Genomic DNA, 12,922 nt, shown 5'->3' with positions numbered 1-12,922 from the left:
ATGTTCCTCACACATGCGAGCGTGAGGTGTGTAATAGGGGTCACGACACGAAAGTGTATTTTACGTACGCTTGGAGTGAACACCTGTAGAACTGGCCACATTGAGGTTCACGCAACAAGTAGGGACGCAGGTACCCGAAGCGGCCGTAACGCGCCAGCTTCGGGCTGCTCATCGACATTCCAGCGATAGTCGCCTGTCAGAGAAATATGCTCCCAGCCGAGGGGTGCGATATGCCGGGCCAGGTCATCTGAAATACCGAGCGTCGTGATGGCGGACTGAAGATAGCGCGTATTCCATAGGATGACCGCTGCCACCAGCAGGTTCAGACCTGACGCCCGATAGGCCTGATTTTCAAAACGCCGATCCCGCAGTTCGCCAAGCTGATTGAAGAAGAGCGCCCGAGCCAGCGCATTCCGGGCTTCTCCCATGTTGAGCCCTGCCTGGGTTCGCCTGCGCAAATCCAGATCCTGTATCCAGTCGAGCATGAAAACCGACCGCTCGATCCGGCCAACTTCACGCAAGGCAACAGCCAGACCATTCTGACGGGGATAAGATCCGAGTTTGCGCAGCATGGCCGAAGCGGTCACGGTTCCACTCCGAATAGATGTGACGAGACGCAGCAGGTCGTCCCAGTGTTCCACAATATGGTTGGTATTGATCAGGTCACCGGCCATCCCACCCAGAAGTTCGCCCGGGTGTTGTCCCGGAAAAAGGTGAAGTTTCCGCTCTTTCAGATCCCGTATCCTGGGCGCAAATCGATAACCAAAGAAGGGCATCAGCCCGAAAACATGATCCGATGCCCCACCCGTATCTGTATAATGCTCTTCAATGGAAAGTCCGTTAGCATGATAAAGCAGTCCATCCAGAACATAGGGTGCTTCACCGGCCGTCGCCGCAATCACCCGGGTCGAAAACGGATCATACTGATCGGAGATGTGGGTGTAGAAACTGACGCCCGGTTCACTGCCATTGCGCGCATTGATATCGCTGATCGCAGCGCCTCTGCCACCTGCATGAAACAATTGACCATCACTTGAGGACGATGTGCCGTCTCCCCAGAGTGACGCCAGCGGCAGCCCACGATGGGCTGCAACCATACGGCCAAGGGCTTCGGCGTATCCGGCCTCGCTGATATGCCAGTCATGCAGATGCGCCAACTGGCGCAGGGTGGCACCCTGACAGGTGTCGGCCATGCGTGTCAGACCAAGATTAATCCCATCCGCCAGGATCACCGTCAGCAGGGCGTTTTTGTCATCCGCGACACGGCTGGAACGGCGATGGGTAAAGCAGTCGGTGAAGCTGATCCAGCGGTCCACTTCCAGCAGAAGATCAGTAATCTTGATCCGTGGCAGCCGGTCGTAAGCCGCCCGCCTCAACTCTTCCACAGCAGGGGGTGTAATTGCTTTCAGAGGCGAAATCACAAGACCATGTGCATCAAGCCGGACCTGTGACAACTCGCCCTTCCTGGCAAGAGCCGTCACCCGGTTCAGCGCGGTTTCCAGCACTGCACGCCGTTGAGAAAGGAACGTGTCAGCCGTAGCATTGATCGCCAGAGGCAACGGTCCTTGCGCGCGCATCGCTGCAAACGTGGCTTCCGGAAGAAGGTAGGTGTCGAATGCGCGGTATTGGCGACTTTCCGTTACTCAGATGTCTCCGGAACGCAGACGCTCGCGCAGCTGGGTCAGAACACAGAGTTCGTAAGCCTGTCGTATGACTGTTCCCTCTGGCCTGACAAAGCTGTGCCAGGAAGGCGGAATGAAACGGATCGGACAGGAGTCAGGCAAGCGGCGTTTACCGGTCCGATAGAGGTCTCCAATGATCTGCACCGCCTTCAGTAATCCCTGTACCGTGCGACCACCCTGAAACTGGAACGCGTTCAGGAATGGACCAATGGCAGGACGAAGAGAGCGATGCCGGTTGATCAGTTCGGCCGTGCGATCAATGGTCTCTGGAGCTGTCAGGGTTTCAGCCCTGCCGATGGCGTCCTGGAGGCGGGGCCAGTCAATTCCCGTAATGGCAGACAGTGAATCAACGCCCTGATCACGCGCCTCAATCAGATGACGGCAGGAGGTTGTCAGCAGACGAAGCTGGGCCTGCAACGATCGCATGGTGACAATCGCTTTGTCACGGATCCGGTGTTCGGCACGGCGCATCATGCTTCCGAGGAGTTTGTCCATCATTGTGAGGGTCGCGTCGGTTAGAACCTCCTCAAGTCGGACCCCGGCTGCCACCAGAATGGCGTAACGACGGGATGACCGAAGCTCGGCCAGATGCTGGGGCGTAATCCGGGCAGCTTCTTCGCTCAAACGGTCAAAGGCCACACGCGGTATGGTCGTGGCGCGAGCGCTGTCGAGGTTCAGGGATCGTACATACTCCAGGCGTTCCAGCAATCGCAGGATATTGCGCGCGGCTGGTGACAGGGGCGGGTTACGCAGCCACGAGAGCGAGGAGGCACTGCGATCGCCACGACGCTCCAGCATTTTGTCCAAACGACAACGGGTTTCCGACGGCAGATCCCCTGCAAGGACGTCATGGACAAGGTGATCGGCCTGCTGGCGAGCACGGCGCACCAAGGCTTCAATGACAGTGACCGACGGCAGGAGAATGCTTCGGCGACGCATCTCGTCAATCAGGATCGCAGCCATGCGGGATGGCTGGGTCACATGATGTGCAATTGGCATCGCGAAACCGGTCATGTCATGAAATGCCGACCGATCGAAGGTTCGGTAGCCATAACGCTTCATCAGGTGGGCCAGATGGGATCGACGGGTTTCGTCACGACGTCCGTAATGGGACCAGAGCCCAGGGGACAGGTCGAGCTGCCGCGCAACAAATGACAGAATGGGAGCCGGTGGTGTTTCACCAGATTCCAGCACCCGTCCCGGCCAGCGCATGTAGAGCATGACCATCGTGAAACCCAATCGGGAGGTTTCTCCGCGGCGGGTTGCGATCAGATTGAAGTCATCCTGGCTGAGTGTAAAATGTCTCGTGATCTCGCGATCATCGACAGAAGGCTCGTAATGTCGGGCGAGAGCTTCACGGGTCAGAAGACGGCGCCGCGCCATGATCGGATGTCTCCTTCATGTGTCCGGAAGGGGATCGTTGGACGGACTGTCCCGGACAAGTGCAACACGTCATGGAATACAGCCGTGTGCTGTGTCTCATAAAGGTGGTACCATATGTTTTGCAGTCATGGGGCCTTATACGTTACACTTTCCCGTATGACACACATAATGATCGGCTATGCCCGCTGCTCGACGGACAAACAGGATCTCGCGGCCCAGCATCAGGAACTGCTCAAACTCGGTGTTTCTGCCGATCGTATTTACACCGACAAGGGCTTCACCGGCACGAACCGGGAAAGGGCCGGCCTTGACCAGGCACTGGCGGCTGTTCGTAGTGGCGATACTTTGGTCGTACCAAAGCTTGATCGACTGGCCCGCTCTGTCCCTGATGCACGGCTTATTGGCGACAGCCTGGCATCCCGTGGCGTGAAGCTTCAACTTGGGAACAGTATTCACGATCCGTCTGATCCAATGGGCAAGTTGTTCTTCAACATCCTTGCGACTTTCGCGGAGTTTGAAGCCGATCTGATCCGGATGCGTACTCGTGAAGGGATGGCCGTTGCACGCGACAAAGGTAAACTACGCGGAAAGAAACCCAAGCTTTCTGAACGTCAGCAAAAAGAGCTTCGCCGGATGTATGATACCGGCGATTACTCCATCAGCGATCTTTCAGAACTGTTTTCTATTTCTCGGCCAACTGTCTATCGAACTCTCAGCAGAACAGCCTCAACGTTCTTGTTGGGTTCACTCTAAGCGTACGTAAAGTACACTTTCGTGTCGTGACCCCATCTCCTTCAGAAGACCATCCTGCTACCTAATTCTTCGGCTGCATACGAGGCAGCTCGCAAGGCTTCCCCTGCTCAGCGTAAAGATTGCAGAGTAATTTTGCAGTAGCGGCTTGTGAATGTTTCAAGTCATCAACATTCACTGAGACTTTGTGAGAAGAAATTGTACTGGAAAGGACGGATAGTATCGCTATCAATCCAGAAACCATTGCAATCCCATCGCAAAAAGACTTCCTTTCATCCACACCTTTTTGCGAATACGTTTCGGCTGCTTCACTCCAGTTAGTAAGGACTCCCTTCCAAAGGCTTGCACCAAAGCAACTGTGGCCGAAACTAAAAATATCTCTGCCTTGTATTTCCAGTCCCACTCAACGATATTTAGTGCGATTAGCAATAAAAATAAGACCGCACCGACTATATATGGGACAAAAAACATCACGAATTTTTTGTCCGGTTTTTTGTACCTACTCTTCCGCGCGGCTTCTTCTTCGCTTGATGTGAGGACAACATTACATTCATGCGCCCCCTCAATCGAACGAGCTGGGACAATCGACTGTTTTTGGGAACCAGCCTCCACCTCTACTGCAATTTTCAACTTGATCTTGATTTCTAGCTCTTGCATGGCACGTCTCGTCAAAAGATGAACGAATGTAGGGTGAGGCCATGCACTCCCACGAGTGCACGGATAGATATAGCACGTTATTTCGAACCGTTTTTTTGCTGAAAATTTGCGTAAAGCCACCCTAACCTGGCTGCGCAGTCCCTTTATCTTCGGCTACTTTTTTCCGTCTAAGTCGCAGATTGAGCCGCGATGATCCTTCCAACATCTGGAGGGATCCATGCGACACCACTACCTTCTGACACCTGTTCTTCTGCTGGCCCTCTCGGCCTGCGCCACCAAACCGCCCGAGCCTGTGGCGACAACAGGCATGGCCAATCCCGAACTTGCGCTGCAACGCGCCATTGCCACAACCGACGCGGATCTGGCCCAGCTCGGCACGTTGCGGCCGGCCGCGCCTCCCATGACCCCGGACCCCGGCCTGCCCGCTGACCTCAAGCGTCAGGTCTGGTTTGTCTGGCAAGGCCCGCTTGAGCCTGCGGTCCGCAAGCTCGGCAAAGACATCGGCTACAGCGTGACCGCATTCGGCCCCCACCGGAAGGTCATTGTCCAGATCAATGCCGTGGCTCCTGTGATTGACCACCTGCGCACGCTTGGCGAGCAGGCAGGAGATCAGGCCACCGTCTCTGTCGATCCCCTCTCCCACGCAATCTCGGTGACGTACCATGGCTGATCGCGCCCTGCTCTGCGGCCTCGCAACGGCTGCCTTCCTCGCATTCCCGTCCCTCGCAGGTGCGGCCGACAACGGCAGCATCATGCCGTCCACAAGCTCTCTTCCTCCGCCAGCCCGGAGCGGAACGCTCGTGTCCATGCCCAACCCGCCTGAACCGGGCGCGGATCAGGTCAACGCCAACGATGAAGCCCTCGGCAATCCTGCCAACACCCCGGTCACGGGCGCGCTTCAGCTCGACCGCATCACAGGCGGTGAGGCCCCACCGTCTCTCGAAGCCTTGCAGGACGCGCGACCAAACGATGAAGCCGGCGACGACCTCAAGCCGGGCCGACGCGAGCAGATCCGTCAGGCAGCGCTGACCTACGGGGCACAGGGCGGACAGGCCGCACGGTCTTTCGCCATCAACGAAATGCTCCGCCACAACGAGCCCATCCTCGACACCACGTTCGATTTCCGTCCCTTCGTCCTGCCGGTCGGTGATGGCCAGACCCTCATGCAGCCGCCGATCGTCAGTCAGGCGCAGATGGCCTTCGCCCTGAACGACACCGGCACCATCGCCCATGAAAGCCGCTGTGTCTTCGAGATTACCCGTGAAGCGCAGCTCACCTCTGCCGCACCGAACTGGCGCACCTATCTCGTGCGGTCCTGGAACAAGCCACGTCATCCGGCCTCATCCGCTCTGCCGCATACCTACAAGGAAGTGCGGCACTGGAATGACTGGGTCGCTGAAGGCTGGGCCTCCGGAGAAAAGGTGGCGGATGAGATCTACCTGTCCGATCTCTCCCGACTTCAGCGCGACATCACCGGCATGGCCCGCTACCGCGTGCTTCTGCGGGCCGGTCGTGTCGAAGAGCCGCGCGTGGTCTTCGAGAACCGTCAGGCCGTGGGCGGCGGGGACAGTCTGCATCTCGGCGACCGCGTGATCCGCATCACCGGGCAGCCCGGTCTTCAGGCCCGCACCCGCGTTGCCTATCCGGAGGACTGCCGATGAGCGCCGTCCTCAAACTGCGTGACGCTGACACCTGGGCGCACGAGCGGGCGAAGCGCGAATATCCCTGGGTGGCCGAAGCGCGGAAGAACGCCCCCGGTCTCGATGACTTCCTGAAATGGGCGCACGGCCTCGGCGCGTCGCGGATCGACCTGCTGACCGGTCATCGCGCCACGCTGACGGTTCACGGCCGCAACCGCTACGCCACCATGGACCCCACGACATCGCTGGATCTCAAGCAGATCGTGGATCACGTCTATGGGGCGGACGGCTCGGCGCGTGTCCTGATCAGCCTTCAGCTCGATACGGCCTATAGCGTCACGCTCAACCGCCGTGAGTCCCTGCGCTTTCGGATCAATATCTTTCCCGTACAGACCATGCGCGGCCCGGGCATGAATCTTGTCTTCCGGCCCATCCCGACCCTGCCGGACAGTCTGGATAAGCAGCGGGTCGAGCAGGAGATCCGCGACACCAACCTGCTCAGAAGCGGCATGGTGCTCACGGGAGGAGCGACGGGATCGGGCAAGACGACACTACAGTTCGGACTGATCCATGACCGGCTGATGGATCCGACCGTCTCGTGCAACATTTCCACAGGCGAGCAGCCGATCGAGTTCCTTTTCGACAGCCTCAAGCCGCCGAACGGCAACCGGATCACCCAGACCGAGATCCGCCCGCCCAATCTGACACCACCGCTGTTTGTCGAGGGCTCGATGCGCCGTGAAAACTCGGATCTGGTTCTCGGCGAATGTCGTGACGGCCCGACCATGGAGGCGGCCATCAACTGCGCCATTACAGGCGGCAAGCTCTCGACCACCATTCACGCCGATAACGGCCCGCTCATGATCCAGCGTGCCATTGCACTCTGCCCACGGGCTGAACGCGACAACCTCGTGAGCGCGCTGGCGCAGTCTCTGCGCTTTGTCATCAACCAGCGTCTTCTGGAGCGGGTCGGCGGGGGCCGTGTGGCTGTGCGCGAGTTCCTGACCTTTCATCAGGATCTGCGCCGTCAGCTTATGCGAACCGAAAGCGAGCTTTGGCCCGACCTCGTGGCGCAGGCCATCGAGAGCGACGGTCAGAGCTACGCCGTCGCCATCCGCAAAGCCCTGGAAGAGGGGCTGATTACTGAAAAGACGGCCAACGATGCCTGGAGGAGAGACGCCTGATGTGGCGCGCAACCGCACAACCTGTCCGTCTGGCTATCCTTGATGGCCGGGCCTGTCTCCCGCTCCTTGTAACGGTCACGTACTGGAGCTGGACGACGCTGTATATCGGCGTTCTGGGCACCGCCCTGTTTGCAACGATCAGCTTCTTTGGCCTGACGCTGCCGGCTGCCCTCAGAACTGTCCGTCGCCTCATCACCGGCCCCGTCCGGTCCGGGCGGCCGACCTGGAAGCGGAGGCGCTACGGATGACCCCCTCTCCTGCAGTCACGCTCCTGTCGGACGTTCTGGTCCGGGCCATCGACCGCAAGGGCCTCGGCGTCATTCTGAGCGATGCCACCAACTCAACCCCCTGCGCCAGTACGGTCGCGGCGTCCAGCAGCGGTTTCCTGCCAGCGTTCCTGATTACTGCCGAGGCGCTCTGGTTTGAAATGACCCGGCACGGCTTTGGGTTGAAGCTGGTCGATGATCCTGAAGCCGCCCTCGGCGTGACCGTCCTCGACCATGACGCGCAGTCTGCCGTGACGGTCCTGCTCTGTCTGCTCGACGTGCTGGATGCCCTCCCGGTTCAGAACGGGCAGATCAACCTGTGCGATCTGAACGGCCTCTGGCAGGCGAGCATGGCGCGTCTTCAGCCGGTCTCCGTCCAGAAGGAGCAAGCCGCATGAAAACCCGGATTTTCTTTCCGCTGGCCCTCGCGGCCCTCATCGCAGCCCCGGCTGCCTCGGCCGAGGACGATGGCGGACGCCAGATCACAGCCTGCCTCAAAGAGTCAGCCCATAACGCGCATGTGCCAGCAGGCGTCATGCTGGTCCTGCTCTATGTCGAAGGCGGCCATCCCGGACAGGCCGTGCAGAATACCAACGGGACGTCCGATCTTGGCCCCATGCAGGTCAATACGATTCACGTCCCTGAGATCGCGCGGCACTGGCACACCACCCCGTCCCGTGCCTATGCGGCCTTGCGGAACAATTCCTGCGCCAATCTCGAAGCGGGCGGCTGGATCCTCGGGCAGGAAATGACCAAGGCCCGAGGCGATCTCTGGCAGGCCGTCGCGGGCTATCACTCCCACACGCCCCGCTTTGGCACGGCCTATCTCAAGCGCTTTTACGAGATTTCCCAGACCCTGATCCGAACCAGCCATCAAGGAGACCCGGCATGAGTGGCACAGCTTCGCGGTCCTCAGGCTCGCGCTCGTCAGGAGAACTCACCCTGATGCTGGCCGGTGTTGCGCTGCTCGGCAGCGTTGTCCTGGCCTATATGGTCTGGTCAACCTTCCACACCGAGATCAGCCGTTTTTACTGCAAGGCCCTGATCTGGCAGATCGGCATCCTGTCGCCTACGCCTGACCTTGCGCGTCTGAACCTCCAGCTTCACCAAGCCCTGCACCATCCGGCGTCCATTCGCCTGATCCAGCTCTATTACGGCCTGTCCATCGTCGGTCTGCAGCTCCGGTGGGTTGCAGTCCTGGTCGGGGGGATCTGCGCAGGTCTGTGTCTCTTCTTCGGGGAGAACAAGGCGCTGCGGGCTGTCCTTGATCTCGAAGGCCTCATTGCCGTGCAGGCAAAAATGTTTCCGACCCTGCGCGGGTTCGCCAAGCGCCGCATCACCCGGCTTGTTGCGCCTTCTAACGGGGCACCTCTTCCGGCCGACCCGGCCCTGACGGCTGACGAATGGCGCAGCCGCTTTGCCACGGCCGCCGATGGTAGTTTCAGCGAGGTCTGCGCGCAGGAAGCGTTCGAGCGTCAGCTCGGCCCGCACTACACAACGGCCGGTCCGGGCGCGGCCCCACCTGCGGCCCAGGTGCTCTTTGCGGCCTTTGCGCTGCACAAACTCAAGCGTCGCGATGAGGCCATGATCCTGCTCGGGCAACTGTCTGAAAGTCTGGCTGACGCAGGACTTGATGGCGATACCGGCCCGAAGGTCAGCCTGAAGGTGCCCGCAGAGGTCCTGAAGAACGCGCAGGACTTCCTTGCAGATCCCGATGTGCAGGCCACGATCGCGCAGAGCTGTAACCGTCACGGGTGGACCACAACCGCCCTTATGACGCTTCTGTGCGATGCCCGCTTTGAGGCTGGCGTGCTGGCGCCGCCCGCCTTTGCCATCGTCAAGCTGATCGACCGGCCGCTTTGGTACGCCCTGCACTCTCTGGGCTACCCCAGTGAAAACCCCAACGAAGACGTGCATCCCAATCCCCGGATTGAAGCCGCTGGCGCCCGCGCCCACTGGTCCGAGGAACAGCGTCTGCGTCGCCCCCTCTATATCCCGGTGCTTGATCGCGCCCTCTCCACGCTCCGCTCCGCCTGAAGGACAGTTTCATGACCCGCATCATTCTCCAGCACGGCCAGAACGCTCCCCTCACGCTCGACATCGAGGAGGGAAACACGGCCCCGATCCATCTCCATTTTCCGCAGGCCCTACCGCTCGCGGCCGCTCAGGCCGAGATCGCCCCGGCTGGAGCGCAGACCACCGCGCCTGGCCGGATCCGCCGCTTCCTGCCGGTTGCCGCAACAGCCGCCGTTTGTGCCGGTCTGCTATACACTTTTGGCGGCCTGCACGCGTCGGCTCCTGCCATGCCGGAATCCGCACCTCTTCCGCCGTTGCCCTCCAGCGGCCCGCTGGAGACTCAGCCGCAAGCTCCGGCACCCACGACACCACAGCAGATCCTGAAGGCGCTGCATCAGCCCGCCCATCTGGAAATGCCGTCCCCGGCACCCGCGCCAGCACAGGCCGGTTCCCCATTCGGGCTGGAGAACTGAAACCATGACGGCCCGAAAGATTGGTGCACCGCTTGGCCATCAGCAGGTCGAGCGGGGAAAGACATACCGCGATACCCGCCCGTTCTGGACGAAAACGAAGGAAGAGCTGCGCTCCCCTCTGGCCGGATGGCTTGGCTTCGTCGGGGTCGGCCTGGGCTGGTTCGTGCCCGCTATAGATGGCGCGCTGATCCTCGCGGCCCCGGCCGTCGCGGCCTGGGTGGTCCTCCGTCCTGAGCGTCTTCCGCTTCACATGCCACGCTATAGCGGGCTGAAGGATGCGAACGATCTGAACCCCAAGGATCGCAAGGCCCGTCAGGCCAACGGCATTCTCTATCTCGGCACGGAAGCCCGGACCCGCCGCCAGCTCTGGATGTCCTCGGACGCGGCCCGTCAGCACGCAGCCATTCCGGGCACCACCGGATCCGGCAAGACGACGGCCATTGTCTCACTGATGACAAACGCCCTGGCCCACGGTTCCGGCTGCATCCTCGTGGACGCCAAGGGCGACAACACGGTCTATGGCGATGTGCTGGCCCTCGCACGGCGGTTTGGGCTCGATGACCAAGTGCTGGCGCTGAACTTCCTCGCCGCATCGGGCACACGGGATTCCAACACCTTCAATCCGTTTGCCACCGGGAATGCGGACGCCATTCGCGAAATGCTGGTCAGCCAGCTTGGCGAACAGTCGGCCAATGATTCCAATGGCGTCTTCCGCGACCGCGCTGTCGGCCTCATCGGCACAGTGGTTCCGGCCCTCGTCTGGATGCGCGACACCCACGGCATCCCCATCAATATCGACGCGATCCGCTATGCGACCGATCTGCGCTGGATCGGGACGCTCGCCCGGCACAAGGTTTTCCTCATTCGCAATCCCGGTTCCAATCAGGCCATCGAGCGCAGGGTCGAGGATATTCCGGACGATGTGCTGTGGCCGCTTCAGGCCTATCTCGGCGAGCTGCCCGGTTATGATTCATCTCTGGAGTGGAACGCCCAGAAGGAAAACAAGCCGTCAGAGCAGCACGGCTATGCCAAGATGTATTTCTCGCGTGTCTTTACCCAGCTTGGCGTGAGTTTGGGGCATATCTTCAGTGCCGAGACGGCCGACATCATCATGCGCGATGTGGTCCTGAACCGCCGCATCCTGATCGTCATCCTGCCCTCGCTGGAAAACTCGTCAGACAGTCTCGCGGGCCTGGGCAAGATCGTCGTGGCCTCACTGCGCGGTGTCATGGCCCAGCTCCTCGGGGCAAAGCTGCATGGCTCTGCCAGCGAAGTGTTCAAGCTGAAGGCCGGAGCTGGTGATGCGCCATTCCAGATCTTCTTTGACGAGCTGGCCGCCTATGTCACGGACGGCATGGACCGGATGCTCGCCATGGGCCGTGGCCTGAACTGCATGTTCTGGATCTCGTTTCAGGATCTGCCCGGCCTGACGGCCCGGATTGGCGAAAAGGCCTTCTCCCTTCTCGGCAACGCGAACCTGACCCATGCACTGCGGCTTCAGGATGCCATGAAGACCCGTGAGTGGCTGGAACAGCAGGCCGACAAGGTGGAAGTCACACAGGCAACCCGCGTGGAGAATGATGGCTACGGATATTACAACGGCTCAGGCGCTGAGGTCCGTGAGGTTTCCCGTCTGCCCTGGAACGATCTGCAAAGCCTGATCGAAGGTGAGGCCGTGACGATGTTCGGTGGCCGCGTCATTCATTCCAAGACGTTCTTTGCCGACATCAATGGACGCTCCGGCGAAGTCCGCCGCGCCCGTCCGGTCATGCTCCCCTCCCCCAAGGCCGGGCATGGTGTGGATCCGGACGCCGAGACCTGGGGCATTGTCGAAACGCTGGAAAACGGCGACTTCCAGATCGAGACCGCCAGCTCGGCCATCCCAGCAGCGGTCAAAGCCCTGATCGGCAAGATCGCAAATGAAAACCACCGGGACAGCAAAGCCCTCATGGGCGATGTCAGTACAAGCCTGACCGATCTGACGGCGTTCCTGAGGGCCACCACGGCTCACGGTCGTGGAGAAGGCAACACGCCGTTCGCGGGGATGCTGGCCTGGGGCCGCTTCCAGCGCGACGACAACAAGGATGAAAGCCTTGTGCCTGCGCAGCCCATGGACGGGGCGTTTCTGGGGCAGATAGAGCAACTAGAGCGTCTTGCTGGCAGCAGGACAGGCCGGACGCCTCGTCGTCGTGCTGTGCTGGTTCTGGCGACGCGCGATCAGCTCCGTTCGGTCCCTGCCAATACACCCGGAGCAAAGGGAGGAAATGAAAAAGAGATTCTGGCAGCCTTCCGCAAATTGGTGGGCAGCCTGCACGCGTGAGCAGTTATCGTAGATAGGTACGGGATACAGTGAGCTAGTTGGCGTCCTCCCCGTCGCGATCGGGGTTTAGCGGCCTCGCCTGCTCGCAGGAAGCGATAAACCGGGCCGTCATTTTTTCAGGAGCCAAAGGTACAAAAGGAGCATCTATCTTCTTAGCTTGCGTCTTCAAAACGGCAAGACGCAAGCCTGCTCGCCCTACCCAGTTTAAAATGTCGTTTTCGACACTCCCTGTGTCAAATGTACAAACGTTAACCAAGCCGCATGACCGAGCGATGTGCTCAATGCCCTGAGTAGACGACAAGTTAACTTCCTGACATCCGGTAGATACGTATGCTCCGTTATCTACTATTACGATTGATAGATTATCTGGTCCAAATTTCGCGACAGATGCTAGTCCTCCCAGATTCATGAGAAGGCCGCCGTCGCCTTCAAATACGAGAGTACGCAAACCACTCGCAGTAGCTACACCTAACCCGACGGGAATTGTCATACCCATCGACCCAAGAAGATAAAATGATCTAGGACTATCGGCCACGGAATATGCAAGGTTC

12 protein-coding genes and 1 pseudogene are annotated in these 12,922 nt (G+C 59.9%); 10 read left to right on the top strand and 3 right to left on the bottom strand.

Features of this window, described 5'->3' with window-relative positions:
• Positions 1–107: 107 nt before the first annotated feature.
• Positions 108–3,065 (bottom strand): annotated as a pseudogene (locus GKO01_RS12940) (Tn3 family transposase).
• A gap of 156 nt (positions 3,066–3,221) precedes the next feature.
• Here GKO01_RS12940 and GKO01_RS12935 point away from each other — a divergent pair.
• Positions 3,222–3,818, top strand: coding sequence for a recombinase family protein (locus tag GKO01_RS12935; protein WP_029329811.1), 597 nt, complete (start codon positions 3,222–3,224; stop codon positions 3,816–3,818).
• 225 nt (positions 3,819–4,043) lie between these two features.
• Here GKO01_RS12935 and GKO01_RS12930 read toward each other — a convergent pair whose 3' ends face one another.
• Positions 4,044–4,472: a hypothetical protein gene (locus tag GKO01_RS12930; RefSeq protein ID WP_099287387.1), complete on the bottom strand. Its 429-nt coding sequence runs from the start codon at positions 4,470–4,472 to the stop codon at positions 4,044–4,046.
• Between the two features lie 217 nt (positions 4,473–4,689).
• Between GKO01_RS12930 and GKO01_RS12925 the strand changes: the two genes are divergently transcribed.
• From GKO01_RS12925 to GKO01_RS12885, 9 genes are read left to right on the top strand one after another with little or no spacing between them, the layout of a single operon-like run.
• Entirely contained in the window at positions 4,690–5,142 is a 453-nt protein-coding gene (locus GKO01_RS12925) for a DotD/TraH family lipoprotein (protein ID WP_099287386.1), read from the top strand.
• A complete protein-coding gene (locus GKO01_RS12920) occupies positions 5,135–6,133 on the top strand; it encodes a type IV secretory system conjugative DNA transfer family protein (protein WP_099287385.1) in 999 nt (332 codons plus the stop codon). Before GKO01_RS12925 ends, GKO01_RS12920 begins: the two co-directional genes overlap by 8 nt.
• The gene (locus GKO01_RS12915) at positions 6,130–7,296 is read left to right on the top strand and encodes a type IV pilus twitching motility protein PilT (protein WP_099287384.1); all 1,167 of its coding nucleotides are present in this window, start codon (positions 6,130–6,132) and stop codon (positions 7,294–7,296) included. Before GKO01_RS12920 ends, GKO01_RS12915 begins: the two co-directional genes overlap by 4 nt.
• Entirely contained in the window at positions 7,296–7,544 is a 249-nt protein-coding gene (gene icmT / locus GKO01_RS12910; RefSeq protein ID WP_064273037.1) for an IcmT/TraK family protein, read from the top strand. Before GKO01_RS12915 ends, icmT begins: the two co-directional genes overlap by 1 nt.
• Positions 7,541–7,960, top strand: a complete 420-nt coding sequence (locus GKO01_RS12905; protein WP_077804194.1) for a hypothetical protein — start codon at positions 7,541–7,543, stop codon at positions 7,958–7,960. The genes icmT and GKO01_RS12905 overlap by 4 nt, the downstream gene beginning before the upstream one ends.
• Positions 7,957–8,454, top strand: a complete 498-nt coding sequence (locus tag GKO01_RS12900; RefSeq protein WP_099287383.1) for a lytic transglycosylase domain-containing protein — start codon at positions 7,957–7,959, stop codon at positions 8,452–8,454. The genes GKO01_RS12905 and GKO01_RS12900 overlap by 4 nt, the downstream gene beginning before the upstream one ends.
• Positions 8,451–9,599, top strand: coding sequence for a secretion/conjugation apparatus DotM-related subunit (locus GKO01_RS12895; RefSeq protein WP_099287382.1), 1,149 nt, complete (start codon positions 8,451–8,453; stop codon positions 9,597–9,599). Before GKO01_RS12900 ends, GKO01_RS12895 begins: the two co-directional genes overlap by 4 nt.
• An 11-nt stretch (positions 9,600–9,610) precedes the next feature.
• Positions 9,611–10,051, top strand: coding sequence for a hypothetical protein (locus tag GKO01_RS12890; protein ID WP_099287381.1), 441 nt, complete (start codon positions 9,611–9,613; stop codon positions 10,049–10,051).
• Positions 10,052–10,055: 4 nt separating this feature from the next.
• Entirely contained in the window at positions 10,056–12,371 is a 2,316-nt protein-coding gene (locus GKO01_RS12885) for a type IV secretory system conjugative DNA transfer family protein (RefSeq protein WP_099287380.1), read from the top strand.
• A 34-nt stretch (positions 12,372–12,405) separates the two neighbouring features.
• On the opposite strand, the gene GKO01_RS12880 is transcribed toward GKO01_RS12885, so the two are convergent.
• On the bottom strand, positions 12,406–12,922 hold a 517-nt coding region (locus tag GKO01_RS12880), incomplete at its 5' end, for a thiamine pyrophosphate-dependent enzyme (RefSeq protein WP_244901467.1).

The organism is Gluconobacter kondonii, from assembly GCF_002723995.1.
In the GTDB taxonomy this organism is placed as follows: domain Bacteria; phylum Pseudomonadota; class Alphaproteobacteria; order Acetobacterales; family Acetobacteraceae; genus Gluconobacter; species Gluconobacter kondonii.
Note: the sequence above shows the minus strand (reverse complement) of the source record. Positions and strands in the feature narration are given on the sequence as shown.